This window comes from Streptomyces sp. NRRL S-378 (assembly GCF_000720645.1).
GTDB lineage: Bacteria > Actinomycetota > Actinomycetes > Streptomycetales > Streptomycetaceae > Streptomyces.
On the sequence record NZ_JOBX01000009.1, the window covers coordinates 90,712 to 115,489 of the forward strand.

Below are 24,778 nucleotides of genomic sequence, written 5' to 3' on the forward strand. Positions count from 1 at the left end.
AGCCACCCCCAGCACCACCAGTGGTAGGGCCAAGCGCTGGCCCGCACCACGACTCCATGCCTGAATCCGAAATACAGGAGCTGAAGTGAAGCGCAGCAAGACTCTCCGCGCTGCGGACGCCAAGGTCGACCGGGAGAAGCAGTACGCCCCGCTCGAGGCCGTCCGTCTCGCCAAGGAGATCTCCTCGACCAAGTTCGACAGCACCGTCGAGGTCGCCTTCCGCCTGGGTGTCGACCCGCGCAAGGCCGACCAGATGGTCCGCGGCACCGTGAACCTCCCGCACGGCACCGGCAAGACCGCCCGGGTCCTGGTCTTCGCGACCGGTGACCGTGCTGCGGCCGCGGAAGCCGCTGGCGCCGACATCGTCGGCGACGACGAGCTGATCAACGAGATCGCCAAGGGCAACCGCCTGAACGAGTTCGACGCCGTTGTGTCCACCCCGGACCTCATGGGCAAGGTCGGCCGCCTCGGCCGCGTGCTCGGTCCCCGTGGCCTCATGCCGAACCCGAAGACCGGCACCGTCACGATGGACGTCGCGAAGGCTGTCACCGAGATCAAGGGTGGCAAGATCGAGTTCCGCGTCGACAAGCACTCGAACCTGCACTTCATCATCGGCAAGGTCTCCTTCTCCGATGAGCAGCTCGTCGAGAACTACGGCGCGGCCCTGGACGAGATCCTTCGTCTGAAGCCGTCCGCCGCCAAGGGCCGCTACCTGAAGAAGGCCGCCCTCAGCACCACCATGGGCCCCGGCATCCAGCTGGACCCGAACCGCACCCGGAACCTCCTCGTCGAGGAAGACCCGGCCGCGGTCTGACCCGGCCGGGCCGCACGGCTCGCCGAGTGACTGAACGGGCCCCTCGCCCCCTTCCCGGGCGGCGAGGGGCCCGTTTTTCCTGTTCCCTGTGCGAACCCTGTGTGATGACTCCCGGTGCCGAGTCGTACAGTCGTACGGGCAGCGGCACGGGCGGAAACGCCGGCCGTACCCGACCACAGCACCGCAGTACCGCAGTACCGTCGCGCCGCTGCTCCGCCGCAGCGGCGCGACGCGCAGCAGAACCATGCATGGGGGAGAACAGATGAACAAGGCTGTCCGGATCCGGGGCGCCGTCGCGATCGCCGGGAGCGGGCTCCTCGTGGGGGGCCTCGCGGGCTGTGGGGGCGGGGCCGAGAAGAAGGCGCACGACCCCGTGGCGGCGGTGAAGGCGTCCTACCTCAAGACGGTGGCCGCCAAGTCCGCCACGGCGGAGATGGCCACCACCGGGAGCGACGGCAAGACCGTGCGCGAGACCGGCACGAAGGCGTGGTACCCGGCCGCCCAGGACGTGGTCCTCAAGGACCGGGGCGAGGGCAAGCCCGACACCCGCTCGATCATGATGGGCGACACCGTCTACAGCCGGCTGGACCAGCCCCTCAAGGGCAAGACCTGGATGCAGATGGACCTGTCCAAGGACGGCAAGCCGGGGGTCCGGCTGAACCAGGACCCGGCGGAGTTCCTGGCGATGCTGCTCGGCCAGGAGAAGCTCGCGCACGTGGGGGCCGAGAAGACCGACGGCGTCGACGCGCAGCGCTACAAGGGCAGCTTCACCGGCGCGGACCTGCTGCGGGCGGACGAGTCCACCCGGGTCATGGAGGAGAAGAACCGCCAGTACCTCCACGAGGCCGTGAAGCACATCACCGTCTTCGAGGTGGAACTGTGGATCGGCGCCGACGGCTACCCGGTCCGTGTCGACAGCTCCAGCACGGACGACAAGGGCACGACGAAGACCACGGGGAAGTTCTCCGGCTTCGGCAAGCCGGCTCCCGTCCAGCCCCCGCCGGCCGACCAGGTCGTCGCCTTCGACGACGTCATGAAGGGCGTCGACGCCGACCTCGAACAGGCCGACAAGGACCTGGAACAGGCCGACAAGGACCTGGAGGAAGCCGACAAGACGCTCCGCGACGCCGGGTTCCCCGGGCTCCGCAGCTGACCGATTTGCTTCGACCGGAACCCTTCACGTAGTCTTCCCCGGAAGCCAAAGACCGCTGGTCGTTGCTGTGCCCGACAGGGTGCGGTGGCCGAAGGATCCGCTTACTGCGGACGACCCGCGCAGGTGACTGTGGAATGCTCCCGGATTCGTCCGGTCGAGCTACGCCCTGGCGCCTGCGCCGGGGCGTTTTGTATGTCAGCCCCTTCTGAGCGGTCCTCATCACCCGGAAGGAGGCGAACGCACCATGCCGACGCCCAACAAGGCTGCATCGGTGGCCGAGCTCACGGACGCGTTCCAGAGCTCGAACGCCGCCGTGCTGACCGAGTACCGGGGTCTCACCGTCGCGCAGCTCAAGACGCTGCGTCGCTCCCTCGGTGAGAACGCCCAGTACGCCGTGGTGAAGAACACGCTGACCAAGATTGCGGCCAACCAGGCCGGGATCACCGCGCTGGACGAGCACTTCGCTGGTCCGACCGCGGTCGCCTTCATCACCGGTGACCCGGTGGAGTCGGCGAAGGCTCTGCGTGACTTCGCCAAGGAGAACCCGAACCTCATCATCAAGGCCGGTGTCCTTGACGGTAAGGCTCTCTCCGCCGACGACATCAAGAAGCTTGCGGACCTCGAGTCCCGCGAGGTTCTGCTCAGCAAGCTGGCCGGCGCGTTCAAGGGCAAGCAGTCCCAGGCTGCCTCGCTCTTCCAGGCGCTGCCGTCGAAGTTCGTCCGCACCGCGGAAGCGCTTCGCGTCAAGCTCGCCGAGCAGGGCGGTGCCGAGTAATTCGGCTCGCGCATTGATCCGCGCCGCCTAGTGCGCGGGTCGTAGCGGGCCGTTACGCCCGCCTCTATAGACACATCGGCACCTGCCGAATTAGTGGAAGGATCGCCCATCATGGCGAAGCTCTCTCAGGACGACCTCCTCGCCCAGTTCGAGGAGATGACCCTCATCGAGCTCTCCGAGTTCGTGAAGGCCTTCGAGGAGAAGTTCGACGTCACCGCCGCCGCGGCCGTCGCCGTTGCCGCCCCGGGTGCCCCCGGCGCCCCGGTCGAGGCCGCTGAGGAGAAGGACGAGTTCGACGTCATCCTCGCGGGCGCCGGCGACAAGAAGATCCAGGTCATCAAGGTCGTGCGTGAGCTGACCTCCCTGGGCCTGAAGGAGGCCAAGGACCTCGTCGACGGTGCGCCGAAGCCCGTCCTCGAGAAGGTCAACAAGGAGGCCGCTGACAAGGCCGCCGAGGCCCTCAAGGGTGCCGGTGCCTCCGTCGAGGTCAAGTAACACCTCTGAGGCCGCCTGACGGCCTCTCCAAGGGGCGATCACTCGTAAGGGTGGTCGCCCTTTGGCGTATTCGCAGTGCCTGACTTGCCCTGGTCTCGTTGGGGAGTAGGGTGATCATCGTTGCCCCGACGCAGGGTCCGGAGATGATCCGCTCGGAGCAGGGGGCCTTGACGAACGGGTCGCGGCGCGCAATTCTCAGACCCGTCGGGAGAGGTCGGCCCGCCTCGATCCGAGATCCGAGGCATGGATCGACTACGAAGAGGGCAGTACTGATACGCGCTCTGTACACGAGAGCGGCAGCGTTGGACGCAGGGTTGAACGACATGGGGAAGGCCTGTTGCCGGTTTCCGGAAACGCGGTCTGGACATCAGTGAGCCAAGTGGCTACACTGACCCTTTGCGCTGCCTGTTAGCTGTCCCCTGCCCGTCGCCAGGGACATGCCCACGCTTGAGCACACTTGATTGATCCACCCTGACCTGGTGTTTTGGCCGGAATCGGGGGGCCTCGTCTTCTGTGTCTGCTGGGACCGGTACGCGCGTAGTGAGTCCGAGCCCTCGGAAGGACCCCCTCTTGGCCGCCTCGCGCAACGCCTCGACCAATACGAACAACGGTGCCAGCACCGCCCCGCTGCGCATCTCCTTTGCAAAGATCAAGGAGCCCCTCGAGGTTCCGAACCTCCTGGCGCTGCAGACCGAGAGCTTTGACTGGCTGCTCGGCAATGCCGCCTGGAAGTCTCGCGTCGAGTCGGCGCTTGAGAGTGGACAGGACGTCCCCACCAAGTCCGGTCTGGAAGAGATCTTCGAGGAGATCTCGCCGATCGAGGACTTCTCCGGGTCGATGTCGCTGACCTTCCGCGACCACCGTTTCGAGCCGGCGAAGAACTCCGTCGACGAGTGCAAGGAGCGCGACTTCACGTACGCGGCTCCGCTGTTCGTCACGGCCGAGTTCACGAACAACGAGACCGGAGAGATCAAGTCTCAGACGGTCTTCATGGGCGACTTCCCGCTCATGACCAACAAGGGCACCTTCGTCATCAACGGCACCGAGCGTGTCGTGGTGTCGCAGCTCGTCCGTTCCCCCGGTGTCTACTTCGACTCCTCCATCGACAAGACGTCCGACAAGGACATCTTCTCCGCCAAGATCATCCCGTCCCGGGGTGCCTGGCTCGAGATGGAGATCGACAAGCGCGACATGGTCGGCGTCCGCATCGACCGCAAGCGCAAGCAGTCCGTCACCGTCCTCCTGAAGGCTCTCGGCTGGACCACCGAGCAGATCCTCGAGGAGTTCGGCGAGTACGAGTCCATGCGCGCCACCCTGGAGAAGGACCACACCCAGGGTCAGGACGACGCGCTGCTCGACATCTACCGCAAGCTGCGCCCGGGCGAGCCGCCGACCCGTGAGGCCGCTCAGACGCTGCTCGAGAACCTCTACTTCAACCCGAAGCGCTACGACCTCGCCAAGGTCGGCCGCTACAAGGTGAACAAGAAGCTCGGCGCCGACGAGCCGCTCGACGCCGGTGTGCTCACCACCGACGACGTCATCGCGACGATCAAGTACCTGGTCAAGCTGCACGCCGGCGAGACCGAGACGATCGGCGAGTCCGGCCGTTCGATCGTCGTCGAGACCGACGACATCGACCACTTCGGCAACCGTCGTCTGCGCAACGTCGGCGAGCTCATCCAGAACCAGGTCCGCACGGGTCTGGCTCGTATGGAGCGCGTCGTGCGCGAGCGCATGACCACCCAGGACGTCGAGGCGATCACGCCGCAGACCCTGATCAACATCCGGCCGGTCGTCGCCTCCATCAAGGAGTTCTTCGGCACCAGCCAGCTGTCGCAGTTCATGGACCAGAACAACCCGCTCTCGGGCCTGACCCACAAGCGCCGCCTGTCGGCGCTGGGCCCCGGCGGTCTGTCCCGTGAGCGGGCCGGCTTCGAGGTCCGCGACGTGCACCCGTCGCACTACGGCCGCATGTGCCCGATCGAGACCCCCGAAGGCCCGAACATCGGTCTGATCGGCTCGCTCGCGTCCTACGGCCGCGTCAACGCGTTCGGTTTCGTCGAGACCCCGTACCGCAAGGTCATCGACGGCGTCGTCACCGACGAGGTCGACTACCTGACGGCCGACGAGGAAGACCGCTTCGTCATCGCGCAGGCCAACGCGGCCCTGTCCGAGGACATGCGCTTCACCGAGAACCGCGTCCTGGTCCGCCGTCGTGGCGGCGAGATCGACTACATCGCCGGCGGCGACGTCGACTACATGGACGTCTCCCCGCGCCAGATGGTGTCCGTCGCGACCGCGATGATCCCCTTCCTCGAGCACGACGACGCCAACCGTGCCCTCATGGGCGCGAACATGATGCGCCAGGCCGTTCCGCTCATCAAGGCGGAGGCCCCGCTCGTCGGCACCGGCATGGAGTACCGCTGTGCGGTCGACGCCGGTGACTCGATCCGCGCGGAGAAGGACGGTGTGGTCCAGGAGGTCTCGGCCGACTACATCACCGTCGCCAACGACGACGGCACGTACACCACGTACCGCGTCGCCAAGTTCTCCCGGTCGAACCAGGGCACCTCGGTCAACCAGAAGGTCATCGTCAACGAGGGTGACCGGATCGTCGAGTCCCAGGTCCTCGCCGACGGACCGGCGACCGAAGAGGGCGAGATGGCCCTCGGCAAGAACCTGCTCGTCGCGTTCATGCCGTGGGAAGGCCACAACTACGAGGACGCGATCATCCTGTCGCAGCGCCTCGTGCAGGACGACGTCCTCTCCTCGATCCACATCGAGGAGCACGAGGTCGACGCCCGTGACACCAAGCTCGGCCCCGAGGAGATCACCCGGGACATCCCGAACGTCTCCGAGGAGGTCCTCGCGGACCTCGACGAGCGCGGCATCATCCGCATCGGTGCGGACGTCGTCGCCGGCGACATCCTGGTCGGCAAGGTCACGCCCAAGGGTGAGACCGAGCTGACCCCGGAGGAGCGTCTGCTCCGCGCGATCTTCGGTGAGAAGGCCCGCGAGGTGCGTGACACCTCGCTGAAGGTCCCCCACGGTGAGATCGGCAAGGTCATCGGCGTCCGCGTCTTCGACCGCGAGGAGGGCGACGAGCTTCCCCCGGGCGTGAACCAGCTGGTCCGCGTCTACGTCGCCCAGAAGCGCAAGATCACCGACGGTGACAAGCTCGCCGGCCGTCACGGCAACAAGGGTGTCATCTCCAAGATCCTCCCGATCGAGGACATGCCGTTCCTCGAGGACGGCACCCCGGTCGACATCATCCTGAACCCGCTGGGTGTCCCGTCCCGAATGAACCCGGGACAGGTCCTGGAGATCCACCTCGGCTGGCTCGCCAGCCGTGGCTGGGACGTCTCCGGTCTGGGTGAGGAGTGGGCCGAGCGACTGAAGGCCATCGGCGCCGACCGCGTCGAGCCCGGCACCAACGTCGCCACCCCCGTGTTCGACGGCGCCCGCGAGGACGAGCTCGCCGGCCTGTTCGAGCACACCATCCCGAACCGCGACGGTGACCGCCTGGTCCTCCCGTCCGGCAAGGCGCGCCTGTTCGACGGCCGCTCCGGCGAGCCGTTCCCGGACCCGATCTCGGTCGGGTACATGTACATCCTCAAGCTCCACCACCTGGTCGACGACAAGCTCCACGCCCGTTCGACCGGTCCGTACTCGATGATCACGCAGCAGCCGCTGGGTGGTAAGGCACAGTTCGGTGGCCAGCGATTCGGTGAGATGGAGGTGTGGGCGCTCGAGGCTTACGGCGCCGCCTACGCCCTCCAGGAGCTGCTGACCATCAAGTCCGACGACGTCACCGGCCGCGTGAAGGTCTACGAGGCCATCGTCAAGGGCGAGAACATCCCCGAGCCGGGCATTCCCGAGTCCTTCAAGGTGCTCATCAAGGAAATGCAGTCGCTCTGCCTCAACGTGGAGGTGCTGTCCTCGGACGGCATGTCCATCGAGATGCGCGACACCGACGAGGACGTCTTCCGCGCGGCGGAGGAGCTCGGTATCGACCTGTCCCGGCGCGAGCCGAGCAGCGTCGAAGAGGTCTGACGGGCCTGACGGGGGGCTCACACCCTGAGCCCCCCGTCATCCCCGGGACCGTTCAGACCACTGATCAAGAGACACGACCCCGAAAGAGGGATTGACGCACAGTGCTCGACGTCAACTTCTTCGACGAGCTGCGGATCGGCCTTGCCACCGCGGACGACATCCGAACCTGGTCGCACGGCGAGGTCAAGAAGCCGGAGACCATCAACTACCGCACCCTGAAGCCCGAGAAGGACGGACTCTTCTGCGAGAAGATCTTCGGTCCGACCCGGGACTGGGAGTGCTACTGCGGCAAGTACAAGCGTGTCCGCTTCAAGGGCATCATCTGTGAGCGCTGTGGCGTCGAAGTCACCCGCGCCAAGGTGCGCCGTGAGCGCATGGGCCACATCGAGCTTGCCGCTCCCGTTACCCACATCTGGTACTTCAAGGGCGTCCCGTCGCGCCTGGGCTACCTGCTGGACCTCGCGCCGAAGGACCTCGAGAAGGTCATCTACTTCGCCGCGTACATGATCACGTTCGTCGACGACGAGCGCCGTCAGCGCGACCTGCCGTCGCTGGAGGCCCACGTCTCCGTCGAGCGCCAGCAGATCGAGAACCGCCGCGACGCCGACCTCGAAGGCCGGGCCAAGAAGCTCGAGTCCGACCTGGCCGAGCTCGAGGCCGAGGGTGCCAAGGCCGACGTGCGCCGCAAGGTGCGCGAGGGTGCCGAGCGCGAGATGAAGCAGCTCCGTGACCGCGCCCAGCGCGAGATCGACCGCCTCGACGAGGTGTGGGCCCGCTTCAAGAACCTCAAGGTCCAGGACCTCGAGGGCGACGAGCTCCTCTACCGCGAGCTGCGTGACCGCTTCGGCACGTACTTCGACGGCTGCATGGGCGCCGCCGCGCTGCAGAAGCGCCTGGAGTCCTTCGACCTCGAGGAGGAGGCCGAGCGCCTCCGCGAGATCATCCGTACCGGCAAGGGCCAGAAGAAGACCCGTGCGCTCAAGCGCCTCAAGGTCGTCTCCGCGTTCCTGCAGACCAGCAACAAGCCCAAGGGCATGGTTCTGGACTGCGTCCCGGTCATCCCGCCGGACCTCCGTCCGATGGTGCAGCTCGACGGTGGCCGCTTCGCGACCTCCGACCTCAACGACCTGTACCGCCGCGTGATCAACCGCAACAACCGCCTGAAGCGCCTTCTCGACCTCGGTGCCCCCGAGATCATCGTGAACAACGAGAAGCGCATGCTCCAGGAGGCCGTGGACGCACTCTTCGACAACGGTCGTCGTGGTCGTCCGGTGACCGGTCCCGGCAACCGTCCCCTGAAGTCCCTCAGCGACATGCTGAAGGGCAAGCAGGGTCGATTCCGTCAGAACCTTCTCGGTAAGCGCGTGGACTACTCCGCGCGTTCCGTGATCGTCGTCGGTCCGCAGCTGAAGCTGCACCAGTGCGGCCTGCCCAAGGCCATGGCGCTGGAGCTCTTCAAGCCGTTCGTGATGAAGCGCCTGGTCGACCTGAACCACGCGCAGAACATCAAGTCGGCCAAGCGCATGGTCGAGCGCGGCCGCACGGTCGTCTACGACGTGCTCGAAGAGGTCATCGCCGAGCACCCGGTCCTGCTGAACCGTGCGCCCACGCTGCACCGCCTCGGCATCCAGGCCTTCGAGCCCCAGCTGGTCGAAGGCAAGGCCATCCAGATCCACCCGCTCGTCTGCACCGCGTTCAACGCGGACTTCGACGGTGACCAGATGGCCGTGCACCTGCCGCTCTCCGCGGAGGCGCAGGCCGAGGCCCGCATCCTGATGCTGTCCTCGAACAACATCCTCAAGCCGGCCGACGGCCGTCCGGTCACGATGCCGACCCAGGACATGGTCCTCGGTCTGTTCTTCCTGACCACCGACGGTGAGCTCCGTGACACCAAGGGCGAGGGCCGCGCGTTCGGCTCCACGGCCGAGGCGACCATGGCGTTCGACGCCGGCGAGCTCGCGCTGCAGTCGTCCGTCGACATCCGCTTCCCGGTGGGCACCATCCCGCCGCGCGGCTGGGTGCCGCCGGTCGCCGAAGAGGGCGAGCAGGAGTTCCAGCCGGGCGACAGCTTCCGCCTGCGCACCACCCTGGGCCGCGCGCTCTTCAACGAGCTGCTGCCCGAGGACTACCCGTTCGTCGACTACTCGGTGGGCAAGAAGCAGCTCTCCGAGATCGTCAACGACCTGGCGGAGCGCTACCCCAAGGTCATCGTGGCGGCGACGCTCGACAACCTGAAGGCGGCCGGCTTCCACTGGGCGACCCGTTCCGGTGTCACCGTGGCCATCTCCGACGTCGTCGTGCCCGAGGCCAAGAAGGCCATCGTCGCGGGCTACGAGGCGCAGGACGAGAAGGTCCAGAAGCAGTACGAGCGCGGTCTGATCACCAAGGACGAGCGCACGCAGGAGCTCATCGCGATCTGGACCAAGGCGACCAACGAGGTCGCCGAGGCGATGAACGCGAACTTCCCCAAGACGAACCCCATCTTCATGATGGTTGACTCGGGTGCCCGAGGAAACATGATGCAGATGCGACAGATCGCCGGTATGCGTGGTCTGGTGTCGAACGCGAAGAACGAGACCATCCCGCGTCCGATCAAGGCGTCCTTCCGTGAGGGCCTCACCGTTCTGGAGTACTTCATCTCCACGCACGGTGCCCGTAAGGGTCTGGCGGACACCGCCCTGCGTACCGCCGACTCGGGTTACCTGACCCGTCGTCTGGTGGACGTCTCGCAGGACGTGATCATCCGCGAGGAGGACTGCGGCACCGAGCGCGGCCTGAAGCTGAAGATCGCCGTTCGCGGCGAGGACGGCGTGCTGCGCAAGGCCGACGACGTCGAGACCTCGATCTACGCCCGCATGCTGGCCGAGGACGTCGTCATCGACGGCAAGGTCATCGCGCCGGCCAACGTCGACCTCGGTGACGTCCTCATCGACGCCCTGGTCGCCAACGGCGTCGAGGAGGTCAAGACCCGCTCGGTCCTGACCTGTGAGTCCGCGGTCGGCACCTGTGCCTTCTGCTACGGACGCTCGCTCGCCACCGGCAAGCTGGTCGACATCGGTGAGGCGGTCGGCATCATCGCCGCCCAGTCCATCGGTGAGCCCGGTACCCAGCTGACGATGCGTACCTTCCACACCGGTGGTGTGGCAGGTGACGACATCACGCAGGGTCTGCCGCGTGTCGTCGAGCTCTTCGAGGCCCGTACCCCGAAGGGTGTCGCCCCGATCTCCGAGGCCGCCGGCCGCGTGCGGATCGAGGAGACCGAGAAGACGAAGAAGATCGTCATCACGCCCGACGACGGCAGCGACGAGACGGCGTTCCCGATCTCGAAGCGCGCCAAGGTCATCGTGCACGAGGGCGACCACGTCGAGGTGGGCCAGAAGCTCACCATGGGTGCCACCAACCCGCACGACGTGCTGCGCATCCTCGGCCAGCGCGCCGTCCAGGTCCACCTGGTCGGCGAAGTCCAGAAGGTCTACAACTCGCAGGGCGTGTCGATCCACGACAAGCACATCGAGATCATCATCCGGCAGATGCTGCGCCGCGTGACGATCATCGAGTCCGGCGACGCGGAGCTCCTGCCGGGCGAGCTGGTCGAGCGGTCGAAGTTCGAGACCGAGAATCGTCGTGTGGTCACCGAGGGCGGTCACCCCGCCTCCGGCCGTCCGCAGCTGATGGGTATCACCAAGGCCTCGCTCGCGACCGAGTCGTGGCTGTCGGCGGCGTCCTTCCAGGAGACGACCAGGGTCCTGACGGACGCGGCGATCAACGCCAAGTCCGACTCCCTGATCGGCCTCAAGGAGAACGTCATCATCGGTAAGCTCATCCCGGCCGGTACGGGCCTCGCCCGCTACCGCAACATCCGGGTGGAGCCCACCGAGGAGGCGAAGGCCGCGATGTACTCGGCCGTCGGCTACGACGACATCGACTACTCGCCCTTCGGCACCGGGTCCGGCCAGGCCGTCCCGCTGGAGGACTACGACTACGGCCCGTACAACGGCTGAGGCTCGTAAGAAGAAGCCCCCCGCCGCTCCGAGAGGAGTGGCGGGGGGCTTCTCCGTTCCCACCGGGGGGCCGTCGGATGTGCTCGCGGCGGCCGGACCGGCCACCGCGAGCACACCCCCCGGCTCAGCGGTGGCGGCGCAGGCGGGTCCGGGCCGGGACGGCGGCCAGGATCAGGAGGGCCAGGGCGGCGGCGGCCAGGCCGGGGCGCAGGCCCTTCGGGGTGAAGGTGCAGGAGAACCCGGTCGTGCCCGGGGGGAGGTCCACGGCCAGGAGGCCGTGGAAGGGCCTGACCGGGGCGGAGCAGGTCCAGCCGGGGACGGCCGTGGTGGCGACGACCGCCGTGCCCCGGGTGTCCGCCGGGAGGGTGGCCCCGATCGAGTGGCCGCCGACCTGGACCGCGGTGGCCCCGGTGGTCTTCAGGCGGTCGACGGCCGCGGTGAGGGCCGCGCGGTCCAGGCAGCCCAGCGGGTGGGCGCCCGCGTCGGCGCCCTCCGTACGGGTCCGCACGGTGACGTCCACCGTGCCGGAGGCGGGGACGGGGCCGAGCGGGGTCACCCCGGTCATCTCGTCCTCCAGCGGCTTCTCGGTGGCACCGGCGCGGATGCTGCCGTAGAGGGCGGGGGAGTACCAGTAGGCCTCGGAGCCGGGCCGGCACCGCGCCGTGTACGTCTGGTTCTCGGAGTCGCCGCCGCGGGTGACCTGCGGGACCTCGTAGACGGTGGCGCCCAGGACGGTCTCCTGCCGGGCATAGACGCTCTCCGCCGGGTTCGGCGAGGCGTACGGACCGGTGCGGACGGTGACCAGCGGCGGCGCCGGGAACCGCGTGGCCGTCCAGCTGTCCGGGGCGGCCCCGGGGCGGACCCGCGCACCGATCGAGAAGATCGCGTCGAGCACCGGGTTGTCGGCGCCGAAGAAGGTCCTGCCGTCGTTCTTGAAGCCGTACCCGAGGGGCTCCAGGGCCTTGTAGGTGGCCTCGGGGAGGTAGCTGCTGTAGTACTGCGGCCCCTCCGCGCGGAGCGCCAGGGCGTCGTTGTACGCGGTCTGCGGCGCGCCCGAGTCGGTCCGGTGGGCGGGCCAGTCCTCGACGCCGCGGACGGCGTCGAAGTGCCGGGCGATCGACTGGTTCGAGGTGGGGACGGGCTTCGCCCAGCGCTCGCGGGCCCGGCGGGCGTCGGCGCCGGCCGCGGCCGCGGTGGACTCGGCGAGGACGACGCCGATCATCAGCACGGCGGCCACCGGGACCAGGTAGCGGCGCTTGTCGCCGAGCCGCAGCAGGACCAGCGCCAGCAGGGAGACGGCCCCGCCGCCGAGCACGGCCGGCCAGGTCCAGCCGCCGAAGTCGTCGGTGCGGCGCAGTACGAAGGCGGCCGCGACCAGCAGGCCGGCCGTCAGGGCCAGGTGCCGCGGGCGCGGCTTGCCCGCCAGCGCCAGCCAGGCCAGCACCACCACCATCCCGCTGAAGACGAAGGTCTCTCGGTACGGGTTGCCGTTGGGCACCGCCAGCCCGTGCCACACGTACTGCGTGGGCGGGAACTGGAACGAGGCGAGCACCAGCGCGGTCGCGGCCCCCCACACCAGGCGGGTGCGGCGCGCGACGGAGGTGTTGAGGAGGAACGAGCCGGCCAGGATCAGGCCGAGCGAGGCCACGTAGAGCCGGGGGCGGCCGCCCCACAGGTGCGTGGCCGGCAGCATGCCCGCGAAGAAGACCTCGATCCGTACGGGGTCGAAGGCGGCGGCCTTGGTGGGCTGCGCGGCCCCGCTGGACAGGAACGACGGCAGCAGCAGCGGGAGCGTGAGCATGATCCCGGTCCCGGCGGCCGTGGCGGCCCGCCACAGGGCGAGCAGCCGCTCCCGGCCCGACGTGTCACGCGTGGCGAGGCGGATCGCCAGCAGGACGCAGGCGGCCATCGTGGCCATCATCGCGGTGTAGAAGTTCCCGAACCAGGCGAGCGCGACCAGCAGGGCCGCACCCGGCCAGCGGCGCCCCTCCAGGCACCACTCGACGGCGATGCCGAGCATCGGGAGGGCGACCAGGCCCCAGAGCCACATCGGGATGTACGAGGCGTCGCTGAGCGCCCAGCCGCACAGGCCGTACGTCGCCCCGAGCACGCCCCGCTGCCACCACGGGCCGGCGTGCAGCTTGCCGAGGTACACGGTCATCACGGCGGCGGCGGTGCCCATCGTGACCGGGGTGACCACGAAGACGGCGAGGTCGACGTGGTCGCGCGGGACGAGGACGGCCAGCCAGGAGAACGGGTTGCCGAGGTAGGTGTGGTAGTCGGACAGGAACTGCTGTCCGAATCCGCCGCGCCAGGTGAAGAGCAGGTCGCCGGCGGCCTGCCCGTGGACCAGGTCCCACAGCGCCCGGTGGAAGGGCACGTACTGGTTGGCCTGGTCGTTGATGGCCCGCCCGGTGTTGCCGAAGGGGAAGGTGCCGCGCGCCGCCCAGGCCGCACAGAAGGCGGTCGCGGTCACCAGGAAGGCCAGCAGGGGACCGCGCAGGCGGGTCGAGCGGCGGACGGACCGGCCGAGGGACCGGCGGACGGCCGAGGGGCGGTCCGGAGCGGGGGGCCGGGCGTCGACTGTGGTCGGCTCGGGTGCCACGGTCCCCAATGTGCTGCTCCCTGCTGATCGACTCGCGGGCGCCCAGCGCCCGGGCAAGCTGTCAGTTTAGGGCGCCGGGGCGGGCAGCCGGGCCGAACGGCCCCGTCCCGCTTGCGCGCGGCGGGTTTTCGTGCTGGGCATTTGTTTTGACCTACCTCTGTGAGGTAGGTACGCTCTGACCTTGTGCCTGGGGTGTGCCCTGGGCTCCCGCGTGCGCTTAAGACCCGCGGTGAGCCGAGAAGACCACACCGCGATCCGCGCCTCTCTCACCTCGGTGGAAGTGTGCAGGGTCCGACACACCCGACCGCGTGGGTCGGCAAAGTTCCAGGTTAGCTTCACTACACGGCACACAGAAACCGGAGAAGTAGTGCCTACGATCCAGCAGCTGGTCCGCAAGGGCCGGCAGGACAAGGTCGAGAAGACAAAGACTCCCGCGCTCGAGGCCTCGCCCCAGCGTCGCGGCGTCTGCACGCGTGTGTTCACGACCACCCCGAAGAAGCCGAACTCGGCGCTCCGTAAGGTCGCGCGTGTGCGTCTGACCTCCGGCATCGAGGTCACCGCTTACATTCCGGGTGAGGGACACAACCTGCAGGAGCACTCGATCGTGCTCGTGCGTGGTGGCCGTGTGAAGGACCTGCCGGGTGTTCGTTACAAGATCATCCGCGGTGCGCTTGACACCCAGGCTGTCAAGAACCGCAAGCAGGCCCGCAGCCGCTACGGCGCCAAGAAGGAGAAGTAAGAATGCCTCGTAAGGGCCCCGCCCCGAAGCGCCCGGTCATCATCGACCCGGTCTACGCATCTCCTCTGGTGACGTCGCTCATCAACAAGATCCTCCTGAACGGCAAGCGCTCCACCGCCGAGCGCATCGTCTACGGCGCCATGGAAGGCCTCCGCGAGAAGACCGGCAACGACCCGGTCATCACGCTGAAGCGCGCGCTGGAGAACGTCAAGCCGTCCCTCGAGGTCAAGTCCCGCCGTGTCGGTGGCGCGACCTACCAGGTCCCCGTCGAGGTCAAGCCGGGTCGCCAGTCGACCCTGGCCCTCCGCTGGCTCGTGGGTTACTCCCGCGCCCGCCGTGAGAAGACCATGACCGAGCGCCTCATGAACGAGCTGCTCGACGCCTCCAACGGTCTTGGCGCTGCCGTCAAGAAGCGCGAGGACACGCACAAGATGGCCGAGTCCAACAAGGCCTTCGCGCACTACCGCTGGTAGTCGCAACCCACATCGAGACCGAGAGAAGACCGAAGCCTTATGGCTACCACTTCGCTTGACCTGGCCAAGGTGCGCAACATCGGCATCATGGCCCACATCGACGCGGGCAAGACGACCACCACCGAGCGCATCCTGTTCTACACCGGTGTGTCTTACAAGATCGGTGAGGTCCACGACGGCGCCGCCACGATGGACTGGATGGAGCAGGAGCAGGAGCGTGGTATCACCATCACGTCTGCCGCCACCACCTGTCACTGGCCGCTCGAAGATGTTGACCACACCATCAACATCATCGACACCCCGGGTCACGTCGACTTCACCGTCGAGGTGGAGCGTTCGCTCCGCGTCCTCGACGGCGCCGTCACCGTCTTCGACGGTGTGGCCGGCGTGGAGCCGCAGTCCGAGACCGTTTGGCGTCAGGCGGACCGCTACGGCGTCCCGCGCATCTGCTTCGTCAACAAGCTCGACCGCACCGGCGCCGAGTTCCACCGCTGCGTCGACATGATCACGGACCGCCTCGGCGCCGTCCCGATCGTCATGCAGCTCCCCATCGGTGCCGAGGCCGACTTCCAGGGCGTCGTCGACCTCGTCCGCATGAAGGCGCTCGTCTGGTCCGCCGAGGCGACCAAGGGCGAGATGTACGACGTCGTCGACATCCCGGCCAGCCACACCGAGGCCGCTGAAGAGTGGCGCGGCAAGCTCGTCGAGACCGTCGCCGAGAACGACGAAGAGATGATGGAGCTCTTCCTCGAGGGCATCGAGCCCACCGAGGAGCAGCTGCACGCCGCTGTCCGTCGCATCATCCTCGGCTCCGGCAAGGGCAAGGGCGAGCCCACGATCACCGCGGTGTTCTGTGGCACGGCGTTCAAGAACAAGGGTGTTCAGCCCCTGCTCGACGCCGTCGTCCGCTACCTCCCGTCGCCGCTGGACATCGAGGCCATCGAGGGCCACGACGTCCGCGACGCCGAGACGGTCGTGAAGCGCAAGCCGTCCGACGAGGAGCCCCTCGCCGCGCTCGCGTTCAAGATCATGAGCGACCCGCACCTCGGTAAGCTCACCTTCGTCCGGGTGTACTCGGGCCGCCTGGAGGCCGGCACTGCGGTGCTGAACTCCGTCAAGGGCAAGAAGGAGCGCATCGGCAAGATCTACCGCATGCACGCGAACAAGCGTGAGGAGATCGACTCGGTGGGCGCCGGCGACATCGTCGCCGTCATGGGCCTGAAGCAGACCACCACCGGTGAGACGCTGTGCGACGACAAGCAGCCCGTGATCCTGGAGTCCATGGACTTCCCGGCTCCGGTCATCCAGGTCGCCATCGAGCCCAAGTCCAAGGGTGACCAGGAGAAGCTGGGTGTCGCCATCCAGCGTCTCGCGGAGGAGGACCCCTCCTTCCACGTTCACTCGGACGAGGAGACGGGCCAGACCATCCTCGGCGGTATGGGCGAGCTGCACCTCGAGGTGCTGGTCGACCGTATGAAGCGCGAGTTCAAGGTCGAGGCCAACGTCGGCAAGCCGCAGGTCGCGTACCGTGAGACGATCCGCAAGGCCGTCGAGCGTCACGACTACACCCACAAGAAGCAGACCGGTGGTACCGGTCAGTTCGCCAAGGTGCAGATCGCGATCGAGCCCATCACCGAGGCCGACGGCCCGGCGTACGAGTTCGTGAACAAGGTCACCGGCGGTCGTGTGCCGAAGGAGTACATCCCTTCGGTGGACGCGGGTGCGCAGGAGGCCATGCAGTTCGGCATCCTGGCCGGCTACGAGATGACGGGCGTCCGCGTCACGCTTCTCGACGGTGGCTACCACGAGGTCGACTCCTCCGAGCTCGCCTTCAAGATCGCCGGTTCGCAGGCCTTCAAGGAGGCCGCGCGCAAGGCGTCGCCCGTTCTGCTCGAGCCGATGATGGCCGTTGAGGTCACCACGCCCGAGGAGTCCATGGGTGATGTCATCGGTGACATCAACTCCCGCCGTGGCCAGATCCAGGCCATGGAGGACCGTCACGGAGCCAAGATCGTCAAGGGCCTCGTGCCCCTGTCGGAGATGTTCGGCTACGTCGGCGACCTCCGCAGCAAGACCTCGGGTCGCGCCAGCTACTCGATGCAGTTCGACTCCTACGCCGAGGTTCCCCGGAACGTCGCCGAGGAGATCATCGCGAAGGCCAAGGGCGAGTAACTCTTCGGAGTACACGCTTTAGGCTTGTCACCGGCAGCCTCTGGGGCAACAGGATCCACTCCCGTTGCCCCGGGGACCGACCGGCTTTCCAGCAAAGATCACCTGGCGCCGATCTGTAAGGCGTACAGAACCACTCTCCAGGAGGACCCCCGTGGCGAAGGCGAAGTTCGAGCGGACTAAGCCGCACGTCAACATCGGCACCATCGGTCACATTGACCACGGTAAGACGACCCTCACGGCCGCCATTACCAAGGTGCTGCACGACGCGTACCCGGACCTGAACGAGGCCTCGGCCTTCGACCAGATCGACAAGGCTCCTGAGGAGCGCCAGCGCGGTATCACCATCTCCATCGCGCACGTCGAGTACCAGACCGAGGCGCGTCACTACGCCCACGTCGACTGCCCGGGTCACGCGGACTACATCAAGAACATGATCACCGGTGCCGCGCAGATGGACGGCGCGATCCTCGTGGTCGCCGCCACCGACGGCCCGATGCCGCAGACCAAGGAGCACGTGCTCCTGGCCCGCCAGGTCGGCGTGCCGTACATCGTCGTCGCCCTGAACAAGGCCGACATGGTGGACGACGAGGAGATCCTGGAGCTCGTCGAGCTCGAGGTCCGTGAGCTCCTCTCCGAGTACGAGTTCCCGGGCGACGACCTGCCGGTCGTCCGCGTCTCCGCGCTGAAGGCGCTCGAGGGCGACAAGGAGTGGGGCGAGAAGCTCCTCGGCCTCATGTCCGCCGTCGACGAGGCCATCCCGACCCCGCCGCGTGACACCGAGAAGCCGTTCCTCATGCCCGTCGAGGACGTCTTCACGATCACCGGTCGCGGTACGGTCGTCACCGGCCGTATCGAGCGTGGTGTCCTGAAGGTCAACGAGACCGTCGACATCATCGGTATCAAGGAAGAGAAGACCACCACCACGGTCACCGGTATCGAGATGTTCCGCAAGCTGCTCGACGAGGGCCAGGCCGGTGAGAACGTCGGTCTGCTCCTCCGTGGCATCAAGCGCGAGGACGTCGAGCGCGGCCAGGTCATCATCAAGCCGGGTTCGGTCACCCCGCACACCGAGTTCGAGGCCCAGGCCTACATCCTGTCGAAGGACGAGGGTGGCCGTCACACCCCGTTCTTCAACAACTACCGTCCGCAGTTCTACTTCCGTACCACGGACGTCACGGGTGTCGTCACCCTGCCGGCCGGCACGGAGATGGTCATGCCGGGCGACAACACCGAGATGTCGGTCGCGCTGATCCAGCCGGTCGCCATGGAGGAGGGCCTGAAGTTCGCCATCCGTGAGGGTGGTCGTACCGTGGGCGCCGGCCAGGTCACCAAGATCACGAAGTAATTCGTGCTCTGACCTGGTAGCCCGTTGACCGGGCACCAAGTTGCACTGGAGGGCCCCGGCCCACCGCCTCGGCGGTGGGGCGGGGCCCTTCGGCGTTGCCGGACCCGTGCGACGGACGGGTGCGGGTACGCGAGAAGGGCCGCACCCCGCGGTGGGGTGCGGCCCTTCTCGTACGGAGCGGCGGTGCGTCAGTTCACGCGCAGGGACTCGGTGAACTCGACGCAGGCGGCGTGGTCGGGCAGCAGCCCGGTCGAGATGGCCTCGGCCAGCGACGGGGCGGCCTCGTCGCGCGCCGACAGCTGCGGGACCTCGGCCGGCCACTCGATGCCCAGGTCCGGGTCGAGCGGGTGCACCGAGTGCTCGCCCGTCGGGTTGTACGTCTCCGAGCACAGGTACGACAGGGTCGCGTCGTCGGTCAGGGCGCAGAAGCCGTGGCCGAGACCCTCGGGGATGTAGACGGCGCGGCGGTCGACGTCGTCGAGGCGGACGCCCTCCCACGTGCCGAAGGTGGGGGAGCCCACCCGGAGGTCGACGATGACGTCGAGCACGGCGCCGCGCACGCAGGTCACGTACTTGGCCTGGCCGCGCGGCACGTCGGCGAAGTGGATGCCGCGGACCACGCCGGCGGCGGAGACAGAGAGGTTCGCCTGGGCCAGGTTCAGCGGGTGGCCGACGACCTCCGCCAGGCGGTCGAAGCGGTACCACTCGGTGAACAGGCCGCGCGGGTCGCCGTGCAGCTGCGGGGTCACCTCGAAGGCGCCCGCGATGGAGAGTTCGCGGAACTTCACTTGCCCTCCGCCTCGTCGAGCAGGGCGAGGAGGTACGTGCCGTAGCCGCTCTTGGTCAGCGGCTCGGCGAGCGCGCGCAGCTGGGCGGAGTCGATGAGGCCGGCCCGCCAGGCCGCCTCCTCGATGCAGCCGATCTTGAAGCCCTGACGCTCCTCGATCACGCGGACGAACTCGGAGGCCTGGACCATCGAGACGAAGGTGCCGGTGTCGAGCCAGGCGGTACCGCGGTCCAGGATGGTGACGTTCAGTTCGCCGGCCTGGAGGTACGCGTCGTTGACGGCGGTGATCTCCAGCTCGCCGCGGGCGCTGGGCTTGAGGCCCTTGGCTATCTCCACGACCTGGTTGTCGTAGAAGTACAGACCGGGCACCGCGTAGCGGGACTTGGGCTTGGCCGGCTTCTCCTCGATGGAGATGGCCTGGCCCTTCTCGTCGAACTCCACGACGCCGTAGGCGGTCGGGTCCGCCACCGGGTACGCGAACACGCGGCCGCCCTTGGCGTCCGTGTGCTGCGCGAGACGGGTGCCGAGGCCGCTGCCGTGGAAGATGTTGTCGCCGAGGATCAGTGCGACGGACTCGTCGCCGATGAAGTCGGCGCCGAGCACGAATGCCTGGGCGATGCCCTCCGGGCGCTCCTGGACGGCGTACTCCAGCCGCAGTCCGAACTGCGAACCGTCGCCGAGCAGCCGCTCGAACTGGTCACGGTCTTCAGGGGTGGTGATGATCAGGATCTCGCTGATGCCCGCCATCACCAGGGTGGAGAGCGGGTAGTAGATCATCGGCTTGTCGAAGACGGGCAGCAGCTGCTTCGAGACGGCCCGAGTCAGCGGCCAGAGTCGCGATCCGGTGCCACCGGCCAAAAGGATTCCACGCATGGGTGAACCCTATGCGAGAGGGCCGGGGCGGTCCGACCGTCCGGCGTGTGACGTTCGGCAGGCGGCTAGACTCTTCGTATTATGCGCATCCTCGTGACCGGCGGCGCCGGCTTCATCGGTTCAGAATTCGTCCGCCAGCAGCTCGGTGCAGACGCCGCGGCGCAGATCACCGTCTTCGACAAGCTGACCTACTCGGGCGTCGAGGCCAACCTCGCCCCGGTCGCGGGCCACTCCGGATACCGCTTCGTCCAGGGAGACATCTGCGACGCCGAGGCCGTCGACCAGGTGATGGCCGGCCACGACGTGGTCGTGCACTTCGCCGCCGAGTCCCACGTGGACCGGTCGATCGCCGGTGCGGGCCCCTTCGTCATGACGAACGTCGTGGGCACCCAGGTGCTGCTGGACGCCGCCCGCAAGCACGGCGTCGGCCGCTTCGTCCACATCTCCACCGACGAGGTCTACGGCTCCATCACCGAGGGTTCCTGGACCGAGGAGTGGCCGCTGGTGCCCAACTCCCCGTACTCCGCCTCCAAGGCGTCCTCCGACCTGCTGGCGCTGGCCTACGCGCGCACGCACGGCATGGACGTGGTGGTGACCCGCTGCTCCAACAACTACGGGCACTACCAGTTCCCGGAGAAGGTCATCCCGCTGTTCGTCTCGAACCTGATGGACGGCAAGAAGGTCCCGCTGTACGGCAACGGCGGCAACGTCCGCGACTGGCTGCACGTCTCCGACCACTGCCGCGGCATCGACCTGGCCATGCGCAAGGGCCGGGCCGGCGAGGTCTACAACATCGGCGGCGGCACCGAGCTCACCAACAAGGAGCTCACCGGTGTCCTGCTGGAGGCCGCGGGCCTGGGCTGGGACATGGTCGAGCACGTCGAGGACCGCAAGGGCCACGACCTGCGCTACTCCATCGACATCAGCAAGATCGGCGCCGAGCTGGGCTACGCCCCGCAGGTCACCTTCGAGGACGGCATCAAGGCCACCATCGACTGGTACCGCGAGAACCGCGCCTGGTGGGAGCCGCTGAAGGCGAAGGCGGCCCTGCAGAAGTGAGCACCAACTCACTGGCCGGCCGCTGGCTCGTCACCGGCGCCGGCGGGATGCTCGGCCAGGACGTCCTGGCCGTCCTCGAGCGCGCCGGGATCGAGGCGGTGGGCCTGCGCCGCGCCGACCTCGACATCACCGACCCGGTCGCGGTCCGGGCCGCGGTCGAGGGCGTCACCGTGGTCGTGAACTGCGCCGCCTGGACGGACGTGGACGGCGCCGAGACCGCCGAGGAGGCCGCGACCGCCGTCAACGGCACCGCCGTGCGCGTCCTCGCCGAGGCGTGCGCCGACGCCCACGTGCGCCTGATCCACATCTCCACCGACTACGTGCTGCCCGGCGACGCCTCGGAGCCGTACCGCGAGGACGCCGAGACCGGCCCGGTCAACGCCTACGGGCGTTCCAAGCTGGTCGGCGAGCAGGCCGTCACCGAGCTGCTGCCGCAGGACGGATACGTCGTACGGACGGCCTGGCTCTACGGCGAGCACGGCCCGAACTTCGTCGCCACCATGCTGAAGCTGGCCGCCCAGCGCGACACCCTCGACGTGGTCGACGACCAGCACGGCCAGCCCACCTGGTCCTACGCGCTGGCCCGCCACCTGGTCGAGCTCGGCCTGGCCGCCCTCAAGGGCTGGGCCATGGGCGGGATCTACCACGGCACCGCGACCGGCCGGACCACCTGGATGGGGCTCGCGCGCGAGACCTACCGGCTGAGCGGTCTTGACCCCGAGCGGATCCGGCCGACCACCTCCGAGGCGTTCGTCCGACCCGCCGCCCGCCCCGCCTTCAGCGTGCTCGCGCACGACGCCTGGAAGGAGGAGGCCGGCCTGGAGCCGCTCCCCGACTGGCGCGAACAGCTGACCCAGGCGCTCGCCACCCCCGGCTTCGCCGCACTCGCGAAGGCGGCCCGGGACGGCCGCACGGGATGAAAACCCTGCTGAACAAGCTGACCGCGGCGCTGCCGCCGGGCACCGTCGCGGTGGCCGGCGGCACCGTCGTGCTCGGCGCCGCGTCCTACGCCCACCTCGGCGTGGCCGGCCACAGCCTCTCCGATGCGGGCTACGCCAACGTCTCGGTGCTGTGGACGATCGTGATGTCCCTCGGCATCGGCATCTTCTTCCCCCTGGAGCAGGAGCTCACCCGGATCGTCTCCGCCCGCGTGGTCCTCGGCCAGGGCGCGGCCCCGGTGCTGCGCCGCGCCTGCCTGCTCACCGCGGGCATCCTCGGCGCGACCCTGCTCGTCCTCGGCCTCGGCGCCGGCCCCCTCGCCGACCTGCTGTTCCACGGGGACCGCGCCCTGGTGGCGGCCCTCGGCGGGGCCTTCGCCGGCATGGCCGTCTGCTACCTCACCCGCGGTGTGCTGGCAGGGCTCGGCCGCTTCGGCGCGTACGGCGCCCAGCTCGCCGTCGACGGCGGCCTGCGGATCGTGCTCGCCTTCGGCTGCGCCCTCCTCGGGCTGCACTCGGCACTGGCGTTCAGTCTCATCCTGGCCGTCGCGCCCGTCGTTGCGACGCTGGTGACGCTGCCCGCGCTGCTGCGCGCCGTCGGCCCGGGCGAGCAGATCGCCTGGCGTGACCTGACGGGCGGCCTCGGCCTGCTCGTCTGCGCGACCCTGCTGTCCCAACTGGTCGTGAACGCGGCCGTGATGAGCACCAAGCTGCTGGCGCCGTCCGACAGCGCGCTGATCGCGGCGCTGATGAGCGCGACCGTCCTCGCGCGGGTGCCGCTCTTCGTCTTCGGCTCGCTGCAGGCCTCGCTGCTCAGCGGCCTGACCGCCGCCTTCACCGCCGGCGACCGCGTGGCCTTCTGGGCGATGCTGCGCCGGATCGCCATGGTCGTCGCAGCGCTCGGTCTGCTCGGCGGAGTGCCCGCCACGGTCCTCGGCCCCTGGCTCATCGAGGTCTTGTTCGGCATCCAGGACCCGGTGCTGGGACGCTTCGACTTCTTCCTGCTGTCAGCAGGCACCGCCGCGTACATGTTCGCGATGGTTCTGGGCCAGGCGCTCATGGTATTCAAGCGGCACAACCTGCAGTTGCTCTCCTGGGCCGTCGGCACCGCGGTCCTGGCGGGCGTCACCCTGATCCCCGGTGAGGTGTCGATGCGCGTGATCGTTGCCTACGCCCTGGGCTCGACGGCCACCGTGCTCGCTATGCTGACAGCCCTCAGGCTGAGCTTCTCCGGAGCCGCCGCCGCAGCCGGTGAAGCCCCCCGGCAGACGGCCGAGGCCGACGCCCCGGGCGTGGGCGCGGTCGGGAGATGACCATGCCTGCCCACGACGTCACACCGATCACCGAGCACTCGTATGTGCCACTTTCCGCTGGAGCTACCGTGTCCCAATACGACGATGTCTGGCTGGTCATACCGGCCTATAACGAGGGCCAGGTGATCGCCGACGTGGTCGAGGGGGCCCGCAAGACGTTCCCCAACATCGTCGTCGTCGACGACGGCAGCACCGACGACTCGGCCGAGCACGTAGCCACCACGGGCGCCCACCTGGTCCGCCACCCGGTCAACCTCGGCCAGGGCGCGGCCCTCCAGACCGGTCTGAAGTACGCGCTCGCCCAGCCCGGCGCCCGCTACTTCGCGACCTTCGACGCCGACGGCCAGCACCAGACCAAGGACGTCGAGACGATGGTCGGCGTGCTGCGGCGCGACGAGGCCGACGTCGTGCTCGGTTCCCGCTTCATCGAGCAGAACGGCCAGGTGCCGTGGATCAAGCAGGTCGTGCTGCGCACGGCCGCCGCCGTCAGCCCGACCGCCCGCAAGCTCAAGCTCACCGACGCGCACAACGGGCTGCGCGTCCTGAGCCGCAAGGCCGCCGAGCAGCTGAACATCACCATGAACGGCATGGCGCACGCGTCCGAGCTCGTCGGTTTCCTGGCGGGCTCCGACCTGCGGGTCACCGAGGTCCCGGTGGACATCCTCTACACCGAATACTCGCGCTCCAAGGGCCAGTCCCTCATCAACGGCGTGAACATCATCTTTGACATTTCGCTGCGGGAGCGTGGGCGTCGATGAAGTACTTCTGGATCCAGCTCGTCCTGATCGTCGGCTCCGTGTCGATGGCCCTGGTGTTCATCCGTACGTGGAGCCAGGCGAAGAACCGGGCCTGGAAGCGCATCGCGTTCTCGCTGTTCGTCGTCGTCAACGTGTACGCGGTGCTCCGCCCGACGGACGTCACCTGGCTCGCGCACCAGCTCGGCGTAGGCCGCGGCACCGACCTGGTGCTCTACGTGATGGTCCTCGCGATGGGCTTCCTCACGCTCAACACCTTCCTGCGGTTCCGCTCGCTGGAGAAGAAGATCACCGACCTCGCCCGGACCGTGGCCATCAACGAGGGCATGCGGCACAACGACGAGCGTCTGAGTGCCGAGCCCGGCACCGGGGCAGTCGTCAAGGCGGACGCCGACGCCGACTCCGACTCCGTGAAGGCCTGAAGCTCC

18 protein-coding genes are annotated in these 24,778 nt (G+C 68.2%); 15 read left to right on the plus strand and 3 right to left on the minus strand.

Features of this window, described 5'->3' with window-relative positions; genetic code table 11:
* The first annotated feature begins 85 nt into the window (after positions 1-85).
* The 6 genes from rplA (at position 86) to IH80_RS0108700 (ending at position 11,291) form a co-directional block, all read left to right on the plus strand.
* Positions 86-814, plus strand: a complete 729-nt coding sequence (gene rplA / locus IH80_RS0108675; RefSeq protein ID WP_030959001.1) for a 50S ribosomal protein L1 — start codon at positions 86-88, stop codon at positions 812-814.
* Between the two features lie 262 nt (positions 815-1,076).
* Entirely contained in the window at positions 1,077-1,967 is an 891-nt protein-coding gene (locus tag IH80_RS0108680) for a hypothetical protein (RefSeq protein ID WP_030959003.1), read from the plus strand.
* A 244-nt stretch (positions 1,968-2,211) separates the two neighbouring features.
* Positions 2,212-2,742 (plus strand): 50S ribosomal protein L10, encoded by a 531-nt coding sequence (rplJ, locus tag IH80_RS0108685; RefSeq protein WP_030026650.1) that lies wholly within the window; start codon positions 2,212-2,214, stop codon positions 2,740-2,742.
* Positions 2,743-2,853: 111 nt separating this feature from the next.
* Positions 2,854-3,237, plus strand: a complete 384-nt coding sequence (rplL, locus tag IH80_RS0108690; protein WP_030773785.1) for a 50S ribosomal protein L7/L12 — start codon at positions 2,854-2,856, stop codon at positions 3,235-3,237.
* Positions 3,238-3,807: 570 nt separating this feature from the next.
* On the plus strand, positions 3,808-7,290 hold the full coding sequence (gene rpoB / locus IH80_RS0108695) for a DNA-directed RNA polymerase subunit beta (protein ID WP_030026653.1): 3,483 nt from the start codon (positions 3,808-3,810) through the stop codon (positions 7,288-7,290).
* 101 nt (positions 7,291-7,391) lie between these two features.
* Positions 7,392-11,291, plus strand: a complete 3,900-nt coding sequence (locus IH80_RS0108700; RefSeq protein WP_030653599.1) for a DNA-directed RNA polymerase subunit beta' — start codon at positions 7,392-7,394, stop codon at positions 11,289-11,291.
* Between the two features lie 124 nt (positions 11,292-11,415).
* Here IH80_RS0108700 and IH80_RS0108705 read toward each other — a convergent pair whose 3' ends face one another.
* Positions 11,416-13,896, minus strand: a complete 2,481-nt coding sequence (locus IH80_RS0108705; RefSeq protein WP_234432167.1) for a YfhO family protein — start codon at positions 13,894-13,896, stop codon at positions 11,416-11,418.
* Between the two features lie 367 nt (positions 13,897-14,263).
* On the opposite strand from IH80_RS0108705, the gene rpsL reads away from it, so the two are divergent.
* The 4 genes from rpsL (at position 14,264) to tuf (ending at position 18,625) form a co-directional block, all read left to right on the plus strand.
* Positions 14,264-14,635: a 30S ribosomal protein S12 gene (gene rpsL, locus IH80_RS0108710; RefSeq protein ID WP_007265893.1), complete on the plus strand. Its 372-nt coding sequence runs from the start codon at positions 14,264-14,266 to the stop codon at positions 14,633-14,635.
* Between the two features lie 2 nt (positions 14,636-14,637).
* Entirely contained in the window at positions 14,638-15,108 is a 471-nt protein-coding gene (rpsG, locus tag IH80_RS0108715; RefSeq protein ID WP_007265894.1) for a 30S ribosomal protein S7, read from the plus strand.
* Between the two features lie 39 nt (positions 15,109-15,147).
* On the plus strand, positions 15,148-17,280 hold the full coding sequence (gene fusA, locus IH80_RS0108720) for an elongation factor G (RefSeq protein WP_030959006.1): 2,133 nt from the start codon (positions 15,148-15,150) through the stop codon (positions 17,278-17,280).
* Between the two features lie 151 nt (positions 17,281-17,431).
* On the plus strand, positions 17,432-18,625 hold the full coding sequence (tuf, locus tag IH80_RS0108725) for an elongation factor Tu (protein WP_030653602.1): 1,194 nt from the start codon (positions 17,432-17,434) through the stop codon (positions 18,623-18,625).
* Positions 18,626-18,813: 188 nt separating this feature from the next.
* Here the strand turns inward: tuf and rfbC are convergent, their stop codons facing one another.
* Both rfbC and rfbA read right to left on the minus strand, forming a co-directional pair.
* Positions 18,814-19,413: a dTDP-4-dehydrorhamnose 3,5-epimerase gene (gene rfbC, locus IH80_RS0108730; protein ID WP_030959007.1), complete on the minus strand. Its 600-nt coding sequence runs from the start codon at positions 19,411-19,413 to the stop codon at positions 18,814-18,816.
* Positions 19,410-20,285 (minus strand): glucose-1-phosphate thymidylyltransferase RfbA, encoded by an 876-nt coding sequence (rfbA, locus tag IH80_RS0108735; protein ID WP_030959008.1) that lies wholly within the window; start codon positions 20,283-20,285, stop codon positions 19,410-19,412. Before rfbA ends, rfbC begins: the two co-directional genes overlap by 4 nt.
* Before the next feature lie 81 nt (positions 20,286-20,366).
* On the opposite strand from rfbA, the gene rfbB reads away from it, so the two are divergent.
* The 5 genes from rfbB (at position 20,367) to IH80_RS0108760 (ending at position 24,772) form a co-directional block, all read left to right on the plus strand.
* Complete coding sequence (gene rfbB, locus IH80_RS0108740; protein WP_030959010.1) at positions 20,367-21,344, plus strand: dTDP-glucose 4,6-dehydratase; 978 nt, start codon at positions 20,367-20,369, stop codon at positions 21,342-21,344.
* A gap of 47 nt (positions 21,345-21,391) precedes the next feature.
* Complete coding sequence (gene rfbD, locus IH80_RS0108745; RefSeq protein WP_037879304.1) at positions 21,392-22,264, plus strand: dTDP-4-dehydrorhamnose reductase; 873 nt, start codon at positions 21,392-21,394, stop codon at positions 22,262-22,264.
* On the plus strand, positions 22,261-23,595 hold the full coding sequence (locus IH80_RS0108750; protein ID WP_199819232.1) for a lipopolysaccharide biosynthesis protein: 1,335 nt from the start codon (positions 22,261-22,263) through the stop codon (positions 23,593-23,595). The genes rfbD and IH80_RS0108750 overlap by 4 nt, the downstream gene beginning before the upstream one ends.
* 68 nt (positions 23,596-23,663) lie before the next feature.
* Positions 23,664-24,353, plus strand: coding sequence for a glycosyltransferase family 2 protein (locus IH80_RS0108755; RefSeq protein WP_030959016.1), 690 nt, complete (start codon positions 23,664-23,666; stop codon positions 24,351-24,353).
* Complete coding sequence (locus tag IH80_RS0108760) at positions 24,350-24,772, plus strand: DUF2304 domain-containing protein (RefSeq protein WP_078906390.1); 423 nt, start codon at positions 24,350-24,352, stop codon at positions 24,770-24,772. Before IH80_RS0108755 ends, IH80_RS0108760 begins: the two co-directional genes overlap by 4 nt.
* The last annotated feature ends 6 nt before the right edge of the window (positions 24,773-24,778 follow it).

Excerpts from the sequence above, each read along its gene's own strand:
- IH80_RS0108680 (WP_030959003.1), top strand. The coding sequence starts at position 1,077 with ATGAACAAGGCTGTCCGGATCCGGGGCGCCGTCGCGATCGCCGGGAGC.
- rplJ (WP_030026650.1), top strand. The coding sequence starts at position 2,212 with ATGCCGACGCCCAACAAGGCTGCATCGGTGGCCGAGCTCACGGACGCG.
- rplL (WP_030773785.1), top strand. The coding sequence starts at position 2,854 with ATGGCGAAGCTCTCTCAGGACGACCTCCTCGCCCAGTTCGAGGAGATG.
- rpsG (WP_007265894.1), top strand. The coding sequence starts at position 14,638 with ATGCCTCGTAAGGGCCCCGCCCCGAAGCGCCCGGTCATCATCGACCCG.
- fusA (WP_030959006.1), top strand. The coding sequence starts at position 15,148 with ATGGCTACCACTTCGCTTGACCTGGCCAAGGTGCGCAACATCGGCATC.
- rfbA (WP_030959008.1), bottom strand. The coding sequence starts at position 20,285 with ATGCGTGGAATCCTTTTGGCCGGTGGCACCGGATCGCGACTCTGGCCG.
- rfbB (WP_030959010.1), top strand. The coding sequence starts at position 20,367 with ATGCGCATCCTCGTGACCGGCGGCGCCGGCTTCATCGGTTCAGAATTC.
- rfbD (WP_037879304.1), top strand. The coding sequence starts at position 21,392 with ATGCTCGGCCAGGACGTCCTGGCCGTCCTCGAGCGCGCCGGGATCGAG.
- IH80_RS0108750 (WP_199819232.1), top strand. The coding sequence starts at position 22,261 with ATGAAAACCCTGCTGAACAAGCTGACCGCGGCGCTGCCGCCGGGCACC.
- IH80_RS0108760 (WP_078906390.1), top strand. The coding sequence starts at position 24,350 with ATGAAGTACTTCTGGATCCAGCTCGTCCTGATCGTCGGCTCCGTGTCG.